This is a genomic window from Cellulomonas fimi, from assembly GCF_028527925.1.
GTDB classification, from domain to species: domain Bacteria; phylum Actinomycetota; class Actinomycetes; order Actinomycetales; family Cellulomonadaceae; genus Cellulomonas; species Cellulomonas fimi_C.
In genome coordinates, this window is record NZ_JAPESW010000001.1 from 196,261 (window position 1) to 216,629 (window position 20,369).

Annotated in this window: 16 protein-coding genes and 1 tRNA gene; 11 read left to right on the plus strand and 6 right to left on the minus strand. The window is 75.0% G+C overall.

Going from position 1 to position 20,369, the window contains the following annotated elements; all coding sequences use genetic code 11:
* The first annotated feature begins 62 nt into the window (after positions 1-62).
* Positions 63-2,276, plus strand: coding sequence for a right-handed parallel beta-helix repeat-containing protein (locus OMK64_RS20970; RefSeq protein ID WP_272726057.1), 2,214 nt, complete (start codon positions 63-65; stop codon positions 2,274-2,276).
* 103 nt (positions 2,277-2,379) lie between these two features.
* On the opposite strand, the gene pth is transcribed toward OMK64_RS20970, so the two are convergent.
* The 5 genes from pth to OMK64_RS00860 form a co-directional block, all read right to left on the minus strand.
* Positions 2,380-3,000, minus strand: a complete 621-nt coding sequence (gene pth, locus OMK64_RS00840; protein WP_272726058.1) for an aminoacyl-tRNA hydrolase — start codon at positions 2,998-3,000, stop codon at positions 2,380-2,382.
* Positions 3,001-3,085: 85 nt separating this feature from the next.
* Positions 3,086-3,715 (minus strand): 50S ribosomal protein L25/general stress protein Ctc, encoded by a 630-nt coding sequence (locus OMK64_RS00845; RefSeq protein WP_272726059.1) that lies wholly within the window; start codon positions 3,713-3,715, stop codon positions 3,086-3,088.
* A 423-nt stretch (positions 3,716-4,138) separates the two neighbouring features.
* Positions 4,139-5,122 carry a ribose-phosphate diphosphokinase gene (locus OMK64_RS00850; protein ID WP_272726060.1) on the minus strand — a complete coding sequence of 328 codons (984 nt, stop codon included), beginning with the start codon at positions 5,120-5,122 and terminating at the stop codon, positions 4,139-4,141.
* Complete coding sequence (gene glmU / locus OMK64_RS00855; RefSeq protein ID WP_272726061.1) at positions 5,119-6,774, minus strand: bifunctional UDP-N-acetylglucosamine diphosphorylase/glucosamine-1-phosphate N-acetyltransferase GlmU; 1,656 nt, start codon at positions 6,772-6,774, stop codon at positions 5,119-5,121. Before glmU ends, OMK64_RS00850 begins: the two co-directional genes overlap by 4 nt.
* A 117-nt stretch (positions 6,775-6,891) precedes the next feature.
* Positions 6,892-6,963, minus strand: a tRNA-Gln gene (locus tag OMK64_RS00860).
* Positions 6,964-7,089: 126 nt separating this feature from the next.
* On the opposite strand from OMK64_RS00860, the gene OMK64_RS00865 reads away from it, so the two are divergent.
* Genes OMK64_RS00865 through OMK64_RS00875 form a run of 3 tightly spaced genes read left to right on the plus strand, consistent with a single transcriptional unit; the run spans position 7,090 to position 9,575 of the window.
* On the plus strand, positions 7,090-7,701 hold the full coding sequence (locus OMK64_RS00865; protein ID WP_272726062.1) for a TetR/AcrR family transcriptional regulator: 612 nt from the start codon (positions 7,090-7,092) through the stop codon (positions 7,699-7,701).
* Positions 7,702-7,754: 53 nt separating this feature from the next.
* Positions 7,755-8,279, plus strand: coding sequence for a MarR family winged helix-turn-helix transcriptional regulator (locus OMK64_RS00870; RefSeq protein WP_124344215.1), 525 nt, complete (start codon positions 7,755-7,757; stop codon positions 8,277-8,279).
* 33 nt (positions 8,280-8,312) lie between these two features.
* Entirely contained in the window at positions 8,313-9,575 is a 1,263-nt protein-coding gene (locus OMK64_RS00875; protein WP_272726063.1) for an MFS transporter, read from the plus strand.
* Positions 9,576-9,605: 30 nt separating this feature from the next.
* Here the strand turns inward: OMK64_RS00875 and OMK64_RS00880 are convergent, their stop codons facing one another.
* On the minus strand, positions 9,606-10,250 hold the full coding sequence (locus tag OMK64_RS00880; RefSeq protein ID WP_272726064.1) for a DUF6518 family protein: 645 nt from the start codon (positions 10,248-10,250) through the stop codon (positions 9,606-9,608).
* Between the two features lie 236 nt (positions 10,251-10,486).
* Here OMK64_RS00880 and aztD point away from each other — a divergent pair, with 236 nt between their 5' ends.
* The 7 genes from aztD to OMK64_RS00915 all read left to right on the plus strand — a co-directional run bounded on the left by aztD (position 10,487) and on the right by OMK64_RS00915 (position 20,303).
* Positions 10,487-11,761, plus strand: a complete 1,275-nt coding sequence (gene aztD / locus OMK64_RS00885; RefSeq protein ID WP_272726065.1) for a zinc metallochaperone AztD — start codon at positions 10,487-10,489, stop codon at positions 11,759-11,761.
* A gap of 400 nt (positions 11,762-12,161) precedes the next feature.
* Entirely contained in the window at positions 12,162-13,622 is a 1,461-nt protein-coding gene (locus OMK64_RS00890; protein WP_272726066.1) for a pyridoxal phosphate-dependent decarboxylase family protein, read from the plus strand.
* Positions 13,619-14,962, plus strand: a complete 1,344-nt coding sequence (locus OMK64_RS00895) for a lysine N(6)-hydroxylase/L-ornithine N(5)-oxygenase family protein (RefSeq protein WP_272726067.1) — start codon at positions 13,619-13,621, stop codon at positions 14,960-14,962. The genes OMK64_RS00890 and OMK64_RS00895 overlap by 4 nt, the downstream gene beginning before the upstream one ends.
* On the plus strand, positions 14,959-15,576 hold the full coding sequence (locus tag OMK64_RS00900; protein ID WP_272726068.1) for a GNAT family N-acetyltransferase: 618 nt from the start codon (positions 14,959-14,961) through the stop codon (positions 15,574-15,576). Before OMK64_RS00895 ends, OMK64_RS00900 begins: the two co-directional genes overlap by 4 nt.
* Positions 15,573-17,411 carry an IucA/IucC family protein gene (locus OMK64_RS00905; protein WP_272726069.1) on the plus strand — a complete coding sequence of 613 codons (1,839 nt, stop codon included), beginning with the start codon at positions 15,573-15,575 and terminating at the stop codon, positions 17,409-17,411. Before OMK64_RS00900 ends, OMK64_RS00905 begins: the two co-directional genes overlap by 4 nt.
* 40 nt (positions 17,412-17,451) lie before the next feature.
* A complete protein-coding gene (locus tag OMK64_RS00910) occupies positions 17,452-19,686 on the plus strand; it encodes a penicillin acylase family protein (RefSeq protein WP_272726070.1) in 2,235 nt (744 codons plus the stop codon).
* Positions 19,683-20,303 carry a GNAT family N-acetyltransferase gene (locus tag OMK64_RS00915; RefSeq protein WP_272726071.1) on the plus strand — a complete coding sequence of 207 codons (621 nt, stop codon included), beginning with the start codon at positions 19,683-19,685 and terminating at the stop codon, positions 20,301-20,303. The genes OMK64_RS00910 and OMK64_RS00915 overlap by 4 nt, the downstream gene beginning before the upstream one ends.
* Positions 20,304-20,369 lie beyond the last annotated feature (66 nt).

The window sequence follows — 20,369 nt, forward strand, 5'->3', positions numbered from 1 at the left end:
CCCGTGACGGACCCTGTCGGATCGCCGCTCGACGACCTGGCCCCGACCCTCGGAGACCGCCCGTGCGAGGACGACACAGCGAGACGCAGCACCCGCCGACCCACCGCCGCGCAGCGCGACCACGCACCGTCGCGCCCTCGCGGCGGCTCGTCACCACGGTCGCCTCCGCTGCAGCGCTCGCCGTCGCCCTCGTCGTCGCGATCATCGCCCCCGCCGAGTCCGCGCCCATCGGCGTCTACCGTCCCGTCGCCCCGAACCGCGTCCTGTCCGGCACGACGCTCGCCCCCGGCGGCACCGTCACCGTCACGCTCCCCGCGGTCCCCGCGGGTGCCACGTCCGCGACCCTCCAGGTCACGGCCGCGCGCACGACCGCGGCGACCACGCGGGTGTCCGTCTGCCCGGGCACCGCCGTGACCGACGCCTGCACCGCCGCCCCGGCGCTCGTCGTCACCGCCGAGGAGCCCGCGTCCGCGACGGTCTCGGTCCCCGTGAGCGCCGCGCGGCCGACCGTCACGATCCAGGCGAGCGCCGACACGCGCGTGTTCGCCGACCTGCACGGCTTCGGGGTCGACGCCTCCCAGGGGTCCGTCGCCGAGGACTCGCTCTACGTGCCCGTCGACCCGCACCGCGTGCTCGAGACCACGGTCTCCGGCCGGGGCACGACCAGCGTCGCCGTGCCCGAGGCGCCGAAGGGCGCGACCGCCGTCGCGCTGCGCCTGACGTCGACCGCCAGCACCGAGACGTCCTACGTCGCGGTGTGCCCCGAGGGCCAGACCGCCGCGACGTGCGCCGCGACGTCGGTGCTCAACCCGATCCCGGAGCGCGCACGGCAGGCGTCGCTCGTCGTCCGGCTCGGCGCCGGCGGGACGCTGCAGCTCTTCAACCAGCAGGGCGACCACACCATCGCGGTCGACGTCGACGGCTGGTACGTCGCGCGGTCCGTCAGCAGCACCGGCGGCAACCTCCAGACGCTCGACGAGCCGGACACGCTCGGCGCGACGGTCGTGAGGTCGGGCGCGAGCACGTCGCTCCGGCTCGAGGACGTCCCCGCCAACGCGACCGCCGTCCAGGTCCGCCTGACCGCCAAGGGCGCGTGGCGCCCGACCACGGTGAGCGCGTGCCCGGGCACCGCGGCGTCCGACGAGTGCCGCGAGACGTCCTTCCTCGTCGCGTCGCCCGACGCGCCCGCACGCAACCAGGCGCTCGTCCCGCTCGGCGGCTCGGCGCGCGACACCATCACGCTCACGTCGACCGACGCGAGCGTGCGCATCACGCCCGAGGTCGTGGGGTACGTCGTCGGCCCCGGCGGCGTGACCGTGCCGCCTCCGACGCGGACGCCGACGCCCACCGCGACGGCCACACCGACGCCCACACCGACTCCGACAGCCACCGCGACCCCGACGGCCACGCCGACCGCCACGGCGACCCCCAAGCCGACCGCGAGCCCGACGCCGACCGCGACGCCCAAGCCGCAGACGACCGCGGCGCCCGGCTCGGTCAAGCCCGGCGCGTCGAACACCGGCGTCCCCGCCGGCACGCGCCTGACGGTGCACGAGGGCGACCTCACGGTGACCACGCCCGGCGCGGTCGTCGACTCGCTCGACATCCGCGGGTTCGTCAAGATCGCGGCGCCCAACGTGACGATCAAGAACTCGATCATCCGGGGCTACGCGACGACGATCCAGCGCGCGCTCGTCACGAACAACACGAGCGGGGCGAGCGTCCTCATCCAGGACAGCGAGCTCTACGCGCAGGCGCCCTCCGCGCACATCGACGGCGTGCGCGGCTCGAACATCACCGTGCGCCGCAGCAACATCCACCACGTGATCGACGTGTTCCACCTCACCGGCGGCAACGTGACGATCGAGTCGTCCTGGCTGCACGACAACCTGCACTACGAGAACGACCCGCTGCAGAACAACACCCCGAGCCACGACGACACGGTGCAGATCCAGGCCGGCTCCAACATCACGATCGTCGGCAACACCATCGAGGACGCGACCAACAGCGGCATCCAGTTCACGCAGGACCAGGGCGTCGTCTCGAACGTGACGATCTCGAAGAACTGGGCCGGCGGCGGCGGGTGCACGGTCAACTTCGCCGAGAAGGGCAAGGGCCCGTTCCAGGGCGTCGTCATCACGGACAACGTCTTCACCCGCGACCAGCGCGTCGCGAACTGCGCGATCATCGCGCCGTCGAGCACGACCAAGGTGCTGACCGTCGCCCGCAACACGTGGACCGACGGGAGCCCGGTGAGCGTCTCGCGCGGCGACTGACCGCCGCACGGACGACCGAGGCCGGCACCCGATCGACAGGGTGCCGGCCTCGGTCGCGTCCGAGTGGACGGTGCGCCGGCGGCGGTCGCCGACCGCCGCCCGGTCAGGCCTTGGTGTGGAAGCGCAGCTGCGCCTTCTCGAGGCCCTCGACGACGACCGCCTCCACGGCGTCCGCGGCCGCGTCGACCAGCCACGGCAGATCCTTGAGCTCAGGCTTCGCGAAGTCACGGAGCACGAAGTCGGCGGGGTCCATCCGGCCCGGCGGCCGGCCCACGCCCACGCGCACCCGCACGTACTCCTTCGACCCGAGCGCCTTCGAGGTGTCGCGCAGGCCGTTGTGCCCGCCCTCGCCGCCGCCGCGCTTGAGCCGCACGTCGGCGAACGGGATGTCGAGCTCGTCGTGCACCATGACGACCCGCTCGACGGGCACGTCGTAGTACTTCGCGAGCGCCGCGACCGGGCCGCCGGACACGTTCATGTACGTCGTCGGCTTCGCGAGGATCACGCGCGGACCCGGCACACCGCCCGGCAGGGTCCCGAGCCGCGCCTCGGCGACGGCCGCCTGCGGCCGCCGCGACAGCACCCCGCCGCCCTTGCCGCCGAACGACGCACCCGTGCGGCGCGCGAGCTCGTCGAGGACCATCTGGCCCACGTTGTGCCGGTTGCCCGCGTACTGCGGCCCGGGGTTGCCGAGACCCACGACGAGCCACGGTCCGTCGGTCATGAACGCTCCCTGCGTCGAGGTCGGACGAACGACGACGCCCGGCACCGCAGGAACGGTACCGGGCGTCGCGGGTGGTGCTGGAGGCTCAGGCCTCGGCCGGGGCGTCCGCGGCGGAGGCGGCCGACTGCTCGGCGGCGAGCTCGGCGGCGGCCTCGTCGGCGGCGAGGTCGTCGGCCGACACCTGCGGCAGGCTGACCGTGAGGACGATCGCCTCGGCGTCGGTGACGAGCGTCGCGCCCTGCGGGAGCGTGATGTCGCCGGCGTGGACGATCGCACCGGCCTCGAGGCCCTCGATGTCGACCTCGACGTTCTGCGGCAGGTGCGTCGCCTCGGCCTCGAGGGCCACGGCCTGCGTCTCGACGACGTGGATGGTGCCCGGCGCCGACTCGCCGACGACGTGCACGGGCACCTCGACGGCGACCTTCTCGCCCTTCTTCACGATGAGCAGGTCGACGTGCTCGATGACGTTGCGCACCGGCTCGATCTGGACGTCCTTGGCCAGCGCGAGGGTGGTCTTGCCGTCGAGCTCGATCTCGAAGAGCGCGTTCGCGTGCTTGACCGCGAGCATCGTCTCGTGGCCCGGGAGGGACACGTGGACCGGGTCCGAGCCGTGCCCGTACAGGACGGCGGGGATCTGGTGGGCGCGGCGCAGGCGGCGGGCGGCGCCCTTGCCGAACTCGGTGCGGGCGGTGGCGACGAGCTTGACCTCGGACACGGTGACTCCCAGGAGCAGGCGTCCGCGACCGGGCGCGGACGGGATGACGGTGATGGCGGTGCCACCGCCGGGGCGGGGGCACGTGGACTACGGCGTGGGTGGTGGCCTCGACGCGGGGCGCAGGACGGGCACGCGGAGGCGTGCGCCCAGTCGATCACGGAGCTGGTGCGGCCGTGCGACCCGGGCGGTGGACCTGCACCGCACCTGGGCCACGTCGTACGACCGTCCGACGTCCCTCGCCGAGGCAACCTGACGATCTTACCCGCTGGCGGCACCCATCCCCAACTCCCCCACGACCCGCCCACGGTCGGGCGACCGCCGGGTCACGGTCGCGGGCAGCACGGTCCGCGACGCCGCGGACCGCCGGGCACGGCGACGGCCCCGGACCCGCGTCGCGCGCAGGTCCGGGGCCGTCGGTGCAGGTCAGGCGTTGCCGTCGAAGAGCGACGTCACCGAGCCGTCGTCGAAGACCTCGCGGATCGCCCGCGCGATCAGCGGGGCGATCGACAGGACCGTGAGCTTCTCGAAGCGGTTCTCGTCCTCGATGGGGAGGGTGTCCGTGACGATCACCTCACGCGCGCCGCTCTCCTGCAGCCGCTCCGCCGCGGGCGGCGACAGGACGCCGTGGGTCGCGGCGACGATGACGTCCTTCGCCCCCGCCTCGAGCACCACGCGGACCGCGCCGGCGATCGTGCCGCCCGTGTCGATGAGGTCGTCGACGAGCACGCACGACCGGCCCTCGACCTCGCCGACGACGCGGTTGGCGACCGACTTGTTGGCGCTGCGGATGTCGCGCGTCTTGTGCACGAACGCGAGCGGTCCGCCGCCGAGCTTCGCGGCCCACTGCTCGGCGACGCGGATGCGGCCCGCGTCGGGCGAGACGACCGTCACGTTGGTCGTGTCGACACGCGTGCGGACGTAGTCGATCAGCGTCGGCATCGCCCACAGGTGGTCGACCGGGCCGTCGAAGAAGCCCTGGATCTGCGCGGTGTGCAGGTCGACGCTCATGAGGCGGTCCGCGCCGGCCGTCTTGAACAGGTCGGCCAGCAGGCGGGCCGAGATCGGCTCGCGGCCGCGGTGCTTCTTGTCCTGGCGGGCGTAGCCGTAGAACGGCGCGACGACGGTGATCGTCTTCGCGGACGCCCGCTTGAGCGCGTCGACCATGAGCAGCTGCTCCATGATCCACTGGTTGATCGGCCGCGCGTGCGACTGCAGGACGAACGCGTCGGAGCCGCGCACCGACTCGCCGAACCGCGTGTAGATCTCGCCGTTGGCGAAGTCGTACGCCGTGGTCGGCACGAGCTCGATGCCCAGGTGCTCGGCGACGTCCGTCGCGAGCTCCGTGTGCGCGCGCCCGGAGACGAGCACCAGCCGCTTCTCTCCGTCGTTCGAGACGATGCCGGTCATCGCGCCGACTCCTCCGTGGTCGAGCCGGCCGGGTCGGCGAGCGGCGTGGGCTGGTCGGGCAGGTGCGGGGGCGGCGTCTGCCGGGGTCCGCTCGCGGCCTGCGCGGCGCGCTCGCGCTCGGCACGCGCCTGCGGCGAGAGCTCGTCGGCGGCCCCGGCACCGGCGCGGGCGGCGGCCTGCGCGGCCGCGGTGCCGGCGCGCGCCCGCGCGACCCAGCCCTCGATGTTGCGCTGCGAGCCCGCGGAGACGCCGAGCGCACCCGCCGGGACGTCGCGCCGGATGACGCTGCCCGCACCCGTGTACGCGCCGTCGCCGATCGTGACCGGCGCGACGAACATGTTGTCCGCGCCCGTGCGGGCGTGCGAGCCGATCGTCGTGCGGTGCTTGTTGACGCCGTCGTAGTTGACGGTCACCGACGCGGCGCCGATGTTCGTGTGCTCGCCGATCGTCGCGTCGCCGACGTAGGACAGGTGCGGCACCTTGGAGCCCGTGCCGATCTGCGCGTTCTTCGTCTCGACGAACGTGCCGATCTTGCCGTCGGTGCCGAGCACCGTGCCGGGGCGCAGGTAGGCGAACGGACCGACGCTCGCGCCCTCGCCGATCACGGCGAGCTCGCCGTGCGTGCGGCTGACCGTCGCGCGCGGGCCGACCTCGACGCTCGTGAGCGTGGTGTCCGGGCCGACCGTCGCGCCCTCGCGGACGACCGTCGCGCCGTGCAGCTGCGTGCCGGGCAGGAGCGTGACGTCGCGCTCGAGCTCGACGTCCACGTCGACCCACGTCGTCGCCGGGTCGACGACCGTCACGCCCTCGCGCATCCAGTCCTCGAGGATCCGGCGGTTGAGCTCCGCACGCAGGCGCGCGAGCTGCACGCGGTCGTTGACGCCCTCGACGACCACCGGGTCGTCCGTGCGCAGCGCGCGCACGTGGCCGCCGTCCTGACGTGCGATGGCCAGCACGTCGGTCAGGTAGACCTCGCCCTGGGCGTTGTCGCGGCCGAGGCGTCCGAGCGCGCCGCGCAGCACGGCGGCGTCGAACACGTAGATGGACGAGTTGATCTCGGTGATCGCGCGCTGCTCGTCGTCGGCGTCCTTCTGCTCGACGATGCCGAGCACGTCGCCCGTACCGGGCTCGCGCAGGATGCGGCCGTAGCCCGTCGGGTCGTCCACCTCGGTCGTGAGGACCGTGACGGCGTTGCCGTCGGCGTGGTGCGCCGCGAGCAGCTCGCCGAGCGTGCCCGCGTCGAGCAGCGGGACGTCACCCGCGACCACGACGACCGCGCCGTCGAGCAGCACGCCCGCGGCCGAGCCCGGCTCGCCGACGCCGGGGCGGTCCGCACCTGCCGCCTGCGCCTGTGCAGCGGCGTCGAGCGCGGTCATCGCGACCTGGACGGCCCGACCGGTGCCGGGGATCTCGTCCTGGTCGGCGAGCAGCGCCTGGGGGTCGACCTCGGCGACGTGCGCCGCGACGGCCTCGCGGCCGTGCCGGACGACGACGACGACCCGACCCGGGTCGAGCGCGCGCGCCGTGGCGAGCGCGTGGCCGAGCATGCTCCGGCCGGCGAGGGTGTGCAGGACCTTGGGGGTTGCCGAGCGCATCCGCGTGCCCTCACCAGCGGCGAGGACGACGACGGCAGCCGGGCGGGGGAACGTCACCTGAGGGGGCTCCTCGCGGGTCTGCCCGGAGCACTCCGGGCGGCGGGACCGTGGGCACCTGCACTCTACCGCCGCGTCCGGGCCGTCCCGACGGCCCCTCCCGGACCGGCCGAGCGGCTCCGCCCCCAGGATTCGAACCTGGACCGCGAGGCTCCAAAGGCCTGCGTGCTGCCGTTACACCAGGGCGGACCGGCGTCGTGCCGTCGGGGCGACAGTCTGCCAGGCACCCGGGCACCGTCCGCGGCCGTCCCGGGGCGTGCGCACGGCATGATGTTCCCCGTGGCTGCGGAGACGAGGCGAGCACCCCGCTCGCGTATGACGGGGACCGAACGTCGTGCGCAGCTGCTCGACGTCTCCCGCCGGCTGTTCGCCGAGAAGGGTTTCGACGGGACCAGCATCGAGGAGATCGCGTCGCGCGCGGAGGTCTCGAAGCCGGTCGTGTACGAGCACTTCGGCGGCAAGGAGGGGATCTACGCGGTCGTCGTCGACCGGGAGATCCAGGCCCTGACCGGCGCGCTCACGGGCGCCCTGGAGGGCGGCGGCCACCCGAAGGTGCTGGTCGAGCGCACCGCGCTGGCCCTGCTCAGCTACATCGAGGCCTCCGAGGACGGGTTCCGGATCCTCGTGCGGGACTCCCCCGTGGCGCAGGCGACGGGCACGTTCTCGAGCCTGATCGGCGACGTCGCGACGCAGGTCGAGCACCTGCTGGCCGACCAGTTCCGGGGCCAGGGCCTCGACCCGCGGACCGCGCCGATCTACGCGCAGATGCTCGTCGGGATGGTCGCGCTGACGGGCCAGTGGTGGCTCGACGCGCGCCGCCCGCGCAAGGCCGAGGTCGCCGCGCACCTCGTGAACCTCGCGTGGAACGGCCTGTCGGGCCTCGAGCGGCGTCCGCAGCTCACCCGGAACACCGAGCCGGTCGCGTGACGACACGCCCGGGTCCCGGTCCGGTTGTGTCGACGTCGAGTAATCTCGCGCTCATGACGCCGGGGACGGCGCCCGACGACCCGGGGGCGCAGGACGAGGTCGACCGGATCGTGCTCGCGTGGGAGCGCGAGCGGCCGGACCTCGACGTGCGCCCGCTGACCGTCCTCTCGCGCGTGAGCCGGCTGGCCCGCCACCTCGACCTCGCCCGCCGCGGGGCGTTCGCGCGGCACGACCTGGAGACGTGGGAGTTCGACGTGCTGTCGGCGCTGCGCCGCGCGGGCGCTCCCTACCGCCTCTCCCCCGGCGCGCTGCTCACGCAGACGCTCGTGACGAGCGGCACGATGACGAACCGCATCGACCGGCTCGTCGAGCACGGGCTCGTCGAGCGGCAGCCGTCGCCGGACGACCGCCGCGGTGTGCTGGTGCAGCTCACGGAGGCCGGCCGGACGCGGGTCGACGCGGCGTTCGCGGACCTGCTGGACGTCGAGCGCGGCCTGCTGGGCGAGCTCGACGAGGCGGACCGGCAGCGGCTCGCGGACCTGCTGCGCGAGGTCGTGGCACCGTTCGACGCGTCGTGAGGGCATGACGGCGGCCCGACCGGCCCCGAGGGCATGACGGCGGCGGCTCGGCGGGCTGCCGCGGACGGCGCGCGGGGGCTCCTGCTCGCCGCGGTCCTGCTCTACGCGCTCAACCTGCGCGCACCGATCACCGCGCTCGCCCCCGTCGTCGACGACGTCCAGGCGGACCTGGGCCTGTCCGCGGCCGGCGTCGGCCTGCTCACCGGTGTGCCGGTCCTGTGCTTCGCACTCGCGACGCCGCTGGTCGCGGTGCTGCTCGCGCGGCAGGGCACGACGCGCGTCGTGACGGCGTCGCTCGTGACGGTGCTGGTCGGCACGGTCCTGCGGTCGGTCGACGGGTTCGGCACCGCTCTCGTCGGGACGGTGCTCATCGGGGCCGCGATCACCGCGGGCAACGTCGCGGTGCCGGTGGTGATCGGACGCGACTTCCCGTCGGCGGTCCCCCGCGCGACGGGTCTGTACACCGCGGCACTCAACGCGGGCAGCGTGCTCACGACGACCCTGACCGAGCCGCTCGCGTCGCTCGTCGGGTGGCGCTGGGCGCTCGCGTCGTGGGGCGGGCTGGCGGTCCTGGGGCTCGGGGTGTGGCGGCGGGCGTACGGGCGTCGGGCGGACCCGCAGGTCCGGGCCGCGGGTGCTGCGGGCGACGACGACGTGGGCGCGGCCACCGGGACGGGCGCCGACGCGTCGACCGAGGCGGTCGGTGCCGGTCGCGCGGTGCCCGACGCGCTGCGGCGTCCCGTGACCTGGCTGCTCGCGGTCTCGTTCGCGGGCCAGGCGTTCGGGTACTACGCCGTGAGCGCGTGGCTGCCGACCGTGCTGCACGACGGGACGGGCATGGACCCGACCGCGTCGGGTGGCGCCGCAGCGCTGTTCCAGCTGTTCGGGATGGTCGGCGGCGTGGCGGTGCCGCTCGCGCTGTCGCGGCGCGTGCCGATGCGGGTCGTGTCGCTCGCGATCGCGCTCGGCTGGGTCACGCTGCCGATCGGGCTCGTGCTCGCGCCGGGTGCGTGGGGCGTCTGGTGCACGCTCGCGGGCGTCGCGCAGGGCGGCAACTTCGCGGTGATCTTCACCGTCGTGGCGCAGACGGCGGGGTCGCAGCGCGCGGCGCGGCGGATGTCGGCGGCCGTGCAGAGCTTCGGGTACGCGTGCGGCGCGGCGGGGCCGAGCGTGCTCGGCGCGGTGCACGCGGCGTCGGGCGGGTGGCAGGCGCCGCTCCTGGTGGTGCTCGGTTCGATCCTCACGATGGCCGTGGCGGCGCAGCTCGCGCTGCGCTCGGTGCGTCGGACGGCCTGAGCGGCACGCAGGGCCCGGAGCCGGCGCCCGTCAGCCGACGACGCGCAGCAGCGGCTCGAGCGCGAGCATCCCCGCGACACCGGCGGGCACGGTCACGGCGAGCCACCGGAGCGTCGCGCGTAGGGGCCCCGGTCGACGTCCGACCGTGACGAGCAGCGCGACGGCGACGGTCCCGAAGACGAGGGCGTCACCGACGTAGTGGAGCCGGATGCCGTACGAGACGACGGCCTCGGTCGCCCAGACCGCGACGAGCAGCGCCTCGCCGAGCCCGCGCAGGCGTCCCTTCGCCGTGCGCCAGAGGTGGCCGGCGAGCCCGAACACGGGCCCGCCGACGACTCCCGTCACGATCCACTCGGCGATCGACGTGAGCGAGAGACCGAAGCCCCGCAGGTCCGCGGTCACGTAGTAGCCGACGACCTGCAGGACGCAGGCGAGCAGGCCCGCGACGACCGCGACGGGCCGGGTCCGCGCACGCGAGCCGACGAGGAACGGCACGACGAGCCATGGCGACACGGCGTTCGCGAGCCCGGCGAACGGCGCGGGCAGGACGGTCTGGAGGAACGACGTGGCGACGCCCCAGGCGAGCCCGAGCACCGCGGCGAGCCCGAGGACGGCGAGGGTCGAGGTGCTGGGGCGCGCGGGGGCGACGTCCGGGAGGTCGACGGTGCTGGTCACGCCCCGACGCTAGGTCCGCGCGGCGGCTCGTCGCGTCGGCCCGCGGGCGGGGAGCACCGCGGGCCCGTCGGCCCGTGGTCGGACGCCCCGACCGCCTCGCCTGCACCCGGGGGCCGACTTGCGTAAGGCGTTAATGAGAACGATAGTCATCGTCTGCTACGGTCCTCGCGTGACGCAGCCGCGTCCCACCACGACCAGGAAGGAGCCGGTGCCGCCGCGCGGCACCTGACGACCTCATGACCCAGACCCACGCCCGCCCGCGCCTCCGCGGCGCGACCCGCGCGGCCGCCGCCGCACTCCCCCTCGTGATGCTCGCGGCGTGCGCCGGCACCGCCGAGGACGCGGCCCCCGCGTCGACCGCGACCGAGAACACCCCGTCGAGCGGCGCCGCCGAGGCCTCGACCTACCAGCCACGCCTGGTCGTCACGTACGACGGCGGCCTGCTCGTGCTCGACGCGGACACGCTCGAGACCGTCGAGCGGATCGAGAAGGACGGCTTCCTGCGCGTCAACCCCGCGGGCGACGGACGGCACGTCATGGTGTCGACCGACGCGGGCTTCCAGGTGCTCGACGCGGGCACCTGGGCCGAGGAGCACGGCGACCACGCCCACTACTGGACCGCCGACCCGGCGCTGACCGACGTCACCTACCCCGCGGAGAAGCCGGGGCACGTCGTCGTGCACGACGACCGTGTCGCGCTGTTCGACGACGGCACGGGCGAGGTCACGGTGCTCGACGTGCACGACGTCGCGGGCGGCGAGGACGCGGTGACCCGCACGTACACCACCCCGTCGCCGCACCACGGCGTCGCGGTGCTGCGCGGCGACGACGCGCTCGTCGTGTCCGACGGTACCGAGGAGCAGCGCAGCGGCGTCCGGCTGCTCGACGCCGACGACACCGAGATCGCCGCGACCGACGCGTGCCCCGGCGTGCACGGCGAGGCGGTGGCCGCGGACGAGGTGGTCGTCGTCGGCTGCCAGGACGGCCTCGTCGTCGTCAACGAGGACACGATCACCAAGGTCGCGAGCCCCGACGCGTACGGGCGCATCGGCAACCAGGCGGGCAGCGAGGAGTCGCCGGTCGTGCTCGGCGACTACAAGTCCGACCCCGACGCCGAGCTCGAGCGGCCCACGCGCGTGTCGCTCGTCGACACCCGCACCGCGTCGCTGCGCCTGGTCGACCTGCCCGCGTCGTACACCTTCCGCTCGCTCGGCCGCGGCCACGACGGCGAGGCCCTGGTCCTCGGCACCGACGGGTCGCTGCACGTCATCGACCCCGAGGCCGGGACGCTCACGCGCTCGATCCCGCTGATCGACGCGTGGACCGAGCCCGACGAGTGGCAGGACCCGCGCCCGACCCTGCACGTCCTCGACCGGACCGCCTACGTCACGGACCCGGCGACGAACCGCGTGCTCGCGGTCGACGTCGCGACCGGCGAGGTGTGGCGGTCGGCCGAGCTCGACGTCACGCCGAACGAGCTGACGTCGGCGGCAGGGCGGCACGCACACTGACCCGCACCCGGCTCTCCCGGAGCCCGCGCGGTGGGGTGACCCGCGCGGGCTCCGGTGAGCCGGGCCGGAGACCGGCACCACCAGCGGCCGCCTCGCGCGCAGACGGGCCCCGTGGACCGGCCGGCGCCCGGTCGCGGTCGGACGGGCCGCTCGACGGGCCGTGCAGGGGGCGCCGACGCCGGCGATCCTCGGCCACTTCGACGCGACGATGGCGATCCTGCAGCGCGGCGGGGCGTCAGCGCCACCGATCCGGACGTCCGTCCGTGTCGCCGGGATCGTCCACGCGTCGGAGCGCGGCTTGACGTCGCCGGGATCGTCGTTAGGTTAGGCAATCCTTCGTCGAGTAAGGACGTCCTCACTCGCCGAACGCCCAACTTCGTCGACCCCAGGGGGGCCTCGCGTGCGCGAGCTGCTGTCGTCCCGCACCGCCGACCACTACGCCGACACGGTGCACACCACCGTCGACCGGATCGCCGCACGCCTGCGGACCACCACCCAGCCGTACTCCGGTGCCACCCCCGCACAGCTGCGGGCGCTCGTCGACGCCGTCGACCTCGACGGGCCGGCGATCGGCACGCCCGCGGCGCTGCGCGAGGTCGACGACCTCGTCCTCGAGCACGCGGTGTGGTTCCACCTGCCGACCTACGCGGCCCACCTGAACTGCCCCGTCGTGCTGCCCGCGGTCGCGACCGAGGCCGTGCTCGCCGCGGTGAACCCGTCGGTCGACACGTTCGACCAGTCCGGGATCGGGACGTTCGTCGAGCGCAGCGTCGTCGACTGGACGGCACGCCGCATCGGGTTCGTCGCCGGGGACGGGATCTTCACGTCGGGCGGCACGCAGTCGAACCTCCAGGGGCTGCTGCTGGCCCGCGAGCACGCACTCGCCGGCGTCGACGACCGCGGCGCGATGCTGCCGCGGCTGCGCGTCGTCGCCAGCTCGTCGAGCCACTTCAGCGTCCAGAAGGCCGCGCTCCTGCTGGGCCTCGCGCCCGACGCCGTCGTCGCCGCACCCGTCGACCCCCTCGGGCGGCTGCGGCCCGAGGGCGTCGCCGCCACGCTCGCCGCGATCCGCGCCGCGGGCGACGTGCCCATGGCGGTCGTCGCGACCGCGGGCACGACCGACCGCGGCTGCGTCGACCCGCTGGACCCGGTCGCGCGCGTCTGCGAGGCCGGCGGCACGTGGTTGCACGTCGACGCCGCCTACGGGTGCGGGCTGCTCGTCTCCCCCACCCGGCGGCACCTGCTCGACGGCATCGAGCGGGCCCGGTCCGTCACCGTCGACTTCCACAAGAGCTTCTTCCAGCCCGTGTCGTCGAGCGCGCTGCTCGTGCGCGACCCCGCCGACCTCGCACCGGTCGCGTGGCATGCCGACTACCTCAACCCCGAGGACAGCGACGAGCCGAACCAGGTGGACAAGTCGCTCCAGACGACGCGTCGGTTCGACGCGCTCAAGCTCTGGACGACGCTGCGCGCGCTCGGCGCCGACCGGCTCGGCGCGATGTTCGACGAGGTGCTCGACCTCGCCGCGGCCGCGCACCGGTGGGTCGACGAGGACGACGACCTCGTGCTCGTCGGGCGCTCGCAGCTGTCGACCGTGCTGTTCCGCTACCAGCCCGTCGGGGTGCCGGACGCGCAGGCCGACACGCTCGTCCCGCAGATCCGCTCCGCCCTGTTCGGCTCCGGTCGGGCGCTCGTCGCCAAGACCGTCGTCGACGGGCGGCCCTGCCTCAAGCTCACGCTGCTCAACCCGGACACCACGCTCGACGACGTGGCGGGCGTGCTCGAACTCGTGCGAGCCGCGGGTGCCGCGCTCGTCGAGGGCGACGACCTGGTCGCGGACGCCGCGGCGGTGGCCCGGTGAGCGCCGCCGCGCCGGGCCGCACGCACGACCTCGTCGGCATCGGGATCGGCCCGTTCAACCTCGGCCTCGCGGCGCTCGCCGACCCGCTCGGGCTCGACGCGGTCTTCCTCGACGGCCGCGACGGCTTCGCGTGGCACCACGGGATGATGCTCGAGGGCGCGACGATCCAGGTGCCGTTCCTCGCCGACCTCGTGACGATGGCCGACCCGACGTCGCGCTTCTCGTTCCTCGCGTGGCTCAAGGCCACCGGGCGGCTGTACCCGTTCTACATCCGCGAGTCGTTCTACCCGCTGCGCGCCGAGTACGACGCGTACTGCCGCTGGGTCGCGGACCAGCTCGGCACGCTGCGCTGGGGTCGGACGGTCGTGCGGGTCGAGGCCGACGGCGACGACTACCTGGTGCGCGCGCGACGGGCCGACGGCGGCGTCGAGACGTACCGGACGCGGCACGTCGTGCTCGGTGTCGGTACCCAGCCCGTGGTCCCGCCCGCGCTGCGGGATGTCGGCGGGCCCGTCGTGCACAGCGCCGACTACCTGCCGGCGCGGGCGTCGTTGCAGGCGGCACGCAGCGTGACCGTCGTCGGCAGCGGGCAGTCGGCGGCCGAGATCTACCGCGACCTGCTCGAGGACGTCGACCGGTGCGGCTACCGGCTCGACTGGGTCACGCGCTCGCCGCGGTTCTTCCCGATGGAGTACACGAAGCTCACGCTCGAGATGACGTCGCCCGAGTACACCGACCACTTCCACGGGCTCCCGACGGACGTCCGCGACCGGGTCGGGCGCGAGCAGCGTGCGCTGTCGAAGGGCATCAGCGCGGCGCTGGTGGACGACATCTACGACACGCTCTACCGCAAGAGCGCGGCCGGACCGGTCCCGACGACGCTGCTCACGGACACTGAGGTCGTCGGCGCGCGGTGGGACGGCGAGCGGTACACGCTGCGGCTGCGGCACGCGCAGCTCGACGCCGTGCACGAGCGCACGACCGACGCCCTGGTCCTGGCGACCGGCTACGCCGCGCGGGTTCCCGCGTTCCTCGACCCCGTCCTCGACCGCCTGGACCTCGACGCGCGCGGGCGGTTCGCGGTCGCGCGCGACTACTCCGTCGACGGCGGGCGCGGGCGCGTCTTCGTCCAGAACGGCGAGGAGCACACGCACGGCGTCACCGCGCCCGACCTCGGGTTCGGCGCGTGGCGGTCGTCGGCGATCCTCGAGGCCGTGGTCGGGCGCGAGGTGTACCCCCGCGAGCGCCGCATCGCGTTCCAGGAGTTCGGCGTGCCCGCCGACGCGCAGCCGGTCGCGGCCGACGACGACGCCGACGCGCTGGTCGGCGGCGCGCGATGAGCGCGCCCGGCACCCCGGTGGCTGTCGCGGCGGACGCGTCGGTCGGCTCGGACGTGACGCCGGCCGGGTCGTCGCCGGTCGTCACGCTCGAGCCGCTCGACGTCGGCGCGCACGTCGCGCGCCTGCACGCGTGGCTCACCCACCCGCGGTCCGCCGCGTGGGAGATGGGCCACCTCGGGGTCGACGAGGTGCGCGCCTACTTCGACGACGTCGCCGCCGACCCCCACCAGCAGGCGTGGCTCGGCCGTGTCGACGGGGAGCCGACGTTCCTCGTCGAGACGTACGACCCCGCGCACGTGCTGCTCACCGAGGTGCACGACGCGGAGCCCGGCGACGTGGGCATGCACCTGCTCGTCGCGCCGCCGACCGGCGCCCCCGTGCACGGCCTCACCTCGGCCGTCATGCGCGAGGTCGTGCGGTTCGTGCTCGACGGCCTGGGCGCGACGCGCGTCGTCGTCGAGCCCGACGTCACCAACACCCGCATCGCCGCGAAGAACGCCGCCGCCGGGTTCCGCGTGCTGCGGGAGGTCGACCTCCCCGGCAAGCGCGCGCTGCTGTGCGTCTGCACGCGCGCGGACCTCGCCGCGAGCCCCCTGGGAAGGACCCTGCGATGACCGCCACGACCGAGCGCCCCGGCGCGGGCGCCCCGCCCGTCGCGCGGACCGCCGCGCACCTGCGTCCCGAGACGATGGCCGTCGCGCAGCGGCACCTCGTCGCGAAGGCGTTGTCGGAGCTCGCGCACGAACGGCTGCTCGCGCCGGTCCGCGACGAGGACCCGGCCGACCTGGCGACGGACGACGAGCGCGACCCGCACGGCTACCGCGTCGTCCTCGACCACGGCCGCGTCGTCTACCGGTTCCGCGCGCGCCGCCTGTCGCTCGAGCACTGGGCGCTCGACGAGGCGAGCCTGACCCGAGACGTCGACGGCGAGCCCGCGCCCCTCGACGCGATGGCGCTCGTGCTCGAGCTGCAGCCGCTGCTGCGCATCCCCGACCACCTGCTCGCGGTCTACCTGGAGGAGATCGCGTCGACGCTCGCGAGCGGCGCGTTCAAGGCGCACCACGGCGGCCCGTCGGCCGCGGACCTCGTCGGCGCGCCGCTGTGGGAGGTCGAGGCGGCGATGACCGAGGGGCACCCGTCGTTCGTCGCGAACAACGGCCGCATCGGCTTCGGCGTCTCGGACCACGCGGCCTACGCGCCCGAGGCGGGCCGGCCGGTGCGGCTGGTGTGGCTCGCGGTGCGGCGCGACGTCAGCCACCTCGCGCTCGGCGCCGGGCTCGACGAGGACGCGTTCTACCTCGCCGAGCTGGGCGGCGCGACGATCGCCCGGTTCCACGCGCAGCTCCGCGACCTGGGGCTCGACCCGGCCGGCTACCGCTGGTTGCCCGTGCACCCGTGGCAGTGGGAGCACCGGCTCGCGGTCACGTTCGCGCCCGACGTCGCGCGCCGCGACCTCGTCCTGCTCGGCACGGGCGACGACGACTACCTGCCGCAGCAGTCGATCCGCACGCTGCTCAACGTGTCCGACCCGTCGCGCCACTACGTCAAGGTCGCGCTCGCCATCCAGAACATGGGCTTCCTGCGGGGGCTGTCGCCCGCGTACATGGCGGCGACGCCCGGGATCAACGACTGGGTCGCGGACCTCGTCGCGGGCGACCGCGTGCTGGGTGCGCTCGGGTTCCGCGTCCTGCGCGAGCGCGTCTCGATCGGGTACACGGGCGACGCGTACCACCGCACGCCGCAGCCGAACGCGCACCGCAAGATGGTCGCCGCGCTGTGGCGCGAGAGCCCTGTCCCGCTCGTCCCGACCGGGCACGCGCTCGCCACGATGGCGTCGCTGCTGCACCGCGACGCCGACGGCGCGTCCTACGTCGGGGCGCTCGTCGCCGCGTCCGCGCTCGACGGCACGACGTGGGTCCGGCGCTACCTCGACGTCTACCTCACGCCGCTCGTGCACTGCCTGCTCGCGCACGACCTCGCGTTCATGCCGCACGGCGAGAACGTGATCCTCGACCTCGACGCGCACGTGCCCGTCGGCGCGTTCCTCAAGGACATCGGCGAGGAGGTCGTGGTCCTCACCGACCGCCCGCTGCCCGACGAGGTCGCACGCGTGCGGCACCCCGTCGACGCCGACGAGGCCGCGCTCGCCATCTTCACCGACGTGTTCGACGGCTTCCTGCGGCACCTCGCCGCGATCCTCGACACCGACGAGCTGCTCGACGAGCGCGCGTTCTGGGGCCTCGTCGCCGAGACGATCGACGCGCACGCCGCCCGGCACCCCGACCTGCACCGACGCGTCGACCTGCGCGCCCGGCGCTTCGCGCACTCGTGCCTCAACCGGCTGCAGCTGCGCAACACCGCGCAGATGGTCGACCTCACCGACCCGTCGGGCTCGCTCATCTACGCGGGCACGCTCGCCAACCCGGTCGCGCGGCGGCGCGACGCATGACGGCGTGCGTGCCCGGGCCGACCGGCAGCAGGGTGGGCGCATGACCGTCGAGGTGTTCCGCGACGCGTGCGGCGTGCCGCACGTCCGGGCCGGCGACGACCTCGGCCTCGCGTACGGCCAGGGTCTCGTGACGGCCGTCGACCGGGCGTGGCAGGTCGAGGTCGACCTGTGGCGCGCGCAGGGGCGGCTCGCCGAACGGATCGGACCCGCGGGGGTCGACTGGGACGTGCTCGCGCGACGCCTGCGCATCGCCGACACCGCGCGGCGGGTCCACGACGCGCTGCCCGCCGACGACCGCGCGTGGGTGGCCGCCTACGTGCGCGGGATCGACGACGGCCTGCGCGAGCGACCGGTCGCGGAGGTCGACGCCCTCGACGCGCGTCTCGGCGGCAGCACCCCGCGCGAGCCGTGGCCCGCATGGGGACCGGTCGGCGTGCTGCTCGTCGCGCACGCGCTGTTCTCGACGTTCCCCCGGTTGCTGTGGAACGACCACGTCGCGCGAGCGCTCGGCGACGACGCGGTCGCCCTGTTCGACGCCGCGGGCGGTGCGGGCGACCCCGGCTCGGGCGGCAGCAACGCGTGGGCGCTGCACGGCTCGCGCACCGCGAGCGGCCTGCCGCTCGTGGCCGGCGATCCGCACCGGTTGCTCGAGCTCCCGGGCGTCTACCAGCAGGTCCGGCTCGCGTGCCCGGGCGTCGACGTCGTCGGGCTCGCGTTCCCCGGGGTGCCCGGCGCCCCGCACGTCGCGCACACCGGCGACGTCGCGTGGGGCGTGACGAATGCGATGGCGCACCACGTCGAGGTGTTCCGCGAGCGCCTGCGTCGGGAGGGCGACACCTGGCAGGCGCTCGGCCCCGACGGCTGGGAGCCCGCGACGGTGCACGAGGAGACGATCCGCGTGCGCGGCGGCGCCGACGTCCCGGTGCTGGTCGGCGAGACCGCGCGCGGCCCGGTGCTGTGGCGGGACGGTGCGGACGACGATCCGGCGCGCGAGGTCGCCCCCGGCCCAGGGCCTGCGTCGTCCGGCCGACGCAGTCCAGCGACCGCCGACGACGCGGTCGAGCACGACGCCTGGTCCGTGCGCTTCCCGGTGCGCGCGACCGCCGACGCGGGCGTCGGGTGCCTGCGTCGACTGCTGCACGTGCGCACCGCGGGCGAGGTCGCCGACGTGCTGCGGGACTGGGTCGACCCCGTGAACCGCGTGCTCGTGGCCGACCGCCGCGGCGCGGTGCTGCGCGTCGTCGCCGGACGCGTCCCGGAGCGCGACGCGGGTCTCCGGCACCGCCCGCACGACGCATGGTCCGACGCCGGCCGCGCGCCGCACTGGGTGTCCCCCGTCGACCCGGAGCCGGTCACGGACGTCGCCGTCGACGCCAACGAGCGACCCGCGCGCCCGGACCACGACCTGGGTGCCCTCTACGCACCGGCGCAGCGCGCACGTCGCATCCGGACGCTGCTCGACGCGACCCGCGACGAGCCCGCGACCGCGGTGAGCACCGCACGCGTGCACGGCGACGTGCGGCACGACGGCGCCGCGCGCCTCCTCGCGCACCTGCCGCGCACCGACGCGGCCCTGTCGGTGGCCGCGCGCACCCTGCGCGACCGGCTCTTGACGTGGGACCGCGAGATGGCGGCCGACAGCCGTGACGCGGCGGCGTTCGCGCGCTGGCGCGCGGCGCTCGTCCGCCGGGTCGCCGCGCACCCGTCGCTGGCCGCCCTGCACGACGACCCGGGCGCGGGGCCCGTGCTCGCGCCGTGGTTCGTCGTGCCCGCGCGGGTCGCCGACGCGCTACCCGCGCTGCTCGACGCGGACCGCGCGGACCCGGACCGGCTGCGTCTCGACGGACCGGCCCTGGTCCGTGCCGCGCTCGAGGACGTGGCCGCCGAGACCCACGCGACGTGGACGGACGGCGCGTCCGGCGACGACGCGACCGTGTGGGCGGACCTGCACCGCCTGCACCCCCTGCACGTGCTCGACGAGGTCCCGGGCTGCGCCTCGCCCTTCCCGGTGGACGTGGGCGTCGGCGGCGACACCGACTGCGTGCGCTCGACGTCGTCGACGCCGGGCGTCACGCACCGCTCGTGGCGCGGCTCGGTCGCGCGCTACGTCTGGGACCTGGCGGACCGCGAGCGCAGCCGCTGGAACGTGCCGTTCGGCGCGAGCGGCGTGCCCGGCGACCCGCACGCCCTCGACCAGCTCGACGCGTGGCTCGACGCGCGCACGACCGAGGTCGTCACCGACTGGGACCGTCTCCACCGGGAGGACCTGCCATGACCACCGTCCCGACGACGGGTGCACGCCTGCGCTCGGGCTCCCGCGGCACGGTCGTCGACGAGCGCGACGTGCCCGGCCTGGGCGTCGTCACGACGACCGTCCTCGACCCCGACGGCGACCTCGACACCGTGCACGCGTGGGTCACGAAGCCGCACACCGGCTTCTGGGGCCTCGGCGCGCTGACCCGCACGGAGCTGCGCGACACCTACGCGTTCGTCGACGGTCTGCCGAGCCACCACGCGTTCCTGCTGCGCCGCGACGGCCTGCCCGTCGCGCTGGTGCAGACGTACGAGCCGGAGCACGACCCGGTCGGCGAGGTGTACGACGTGCAGCCCGGCGACATCGGCCTGCACCTCCTGATCGGCGCGCGCGGCCGCCCCACCCCGCGCTTCTCGACCCTGCTCCTGGGCGCGCTGCTCGACGCGCTGTTCGACCCGCCCGCCGTCGCCCGCATCGTCGTCGAGCCCGACGCGCGCAACGACCGCGCGGTCGCGCGCGCCGTGCGTCAGGGGTTCACGCTCGGGCCCGTCGTCGACCTGCCGACCAAGCGCGCACAGCTCGCGTTCCTCACCCGCGAGTGCTGGACGGAGGTGCGCCCCACGACCCCCGGAGCGTGAGGGCGCCCCGGCCGCCCGAGGATCATCCTTGTCGCGCGCGGCCGAGGGGCGGACGCTGGACGGGTC

What these genes read in the sequence shown, in the direction of transcription:
- OMK64_RS00870 (WP_124344215.1), top strand. Translation starts at nt 7,755, where the DNA reads ATGACGCCGGGGACGGCGCCCGACGACCCGGGGGCGCAGGACGAGGTC.
- OMK64_RS00850 (WP_272726060.1), bottom strand. Translation starts at nt 5,122, where the DNA reads ATGACCGGCATCGTCTCGAACGACGGAGAGAAGCGGCTGGTGCTCGTC.
- pth (WP_272726058.1), bottom strand. Translation starts at nt 3,000, where the DNA reads ATGACCGACGGACCGTGGCTCGTCGTGGGTCTCGGCAACCCCGGGCCG.
- OMK64_RS00910 (WP_272726070.1), top strand. Translation starts at nt 17,452, where the DNA reads ATGACCGTCGAGGTGTTCCGCGACGCGTGCGGCGTGCCGCACGTCCGG.
- OMK64_RS00900 (WP_272726068.1), top strand. Translation starts at nt 14,959, where the DNA reads ATGAGCGCGCCCGGCACCCCGGTGGCTGTCGCGGCGGACGCGTCGGTC.
- OMK64_RS00875 (WP_272726063.1), top strand. Translation starts at nt 8,313, where the DNA reads ATGACGGCGGCGGCTCGGCGGGCTGCCGCGGACGGCGCGCGGGGGCTC.
- OMK64_RS00915 (WP_272726071.1), top strand. Translation starts at nt 19,683, where the DNA reads ATGACCACCGTCCCGACGACGGGTGCACGCCTGCGCTCGGGCTCCCGC.
- OMK64_RS00865 (WP_272726062.1), top strand. Translation starts at nt 7,090, where the DNA reads ATGACGGGGACCGAACGTCGTGCGCAGCTGCTCGACGTCTCCCGCCGG.
- OMK64_RS00905 (WP_272726069.1), top strand. Translation starts at nt 15,573, where the DNA reads ATGACCGCCACGACCGAGCGCCCCGGCGCGGGCGCCCCGCCCGTCGCG.
- aztD (WP_272726065.1), top strand. Translation starts at nt 10,487, where the DNA reads ATGACCCAGACCCACGCCCGCCCGCGCCTCCGCGGCGCGACCCGCGCG.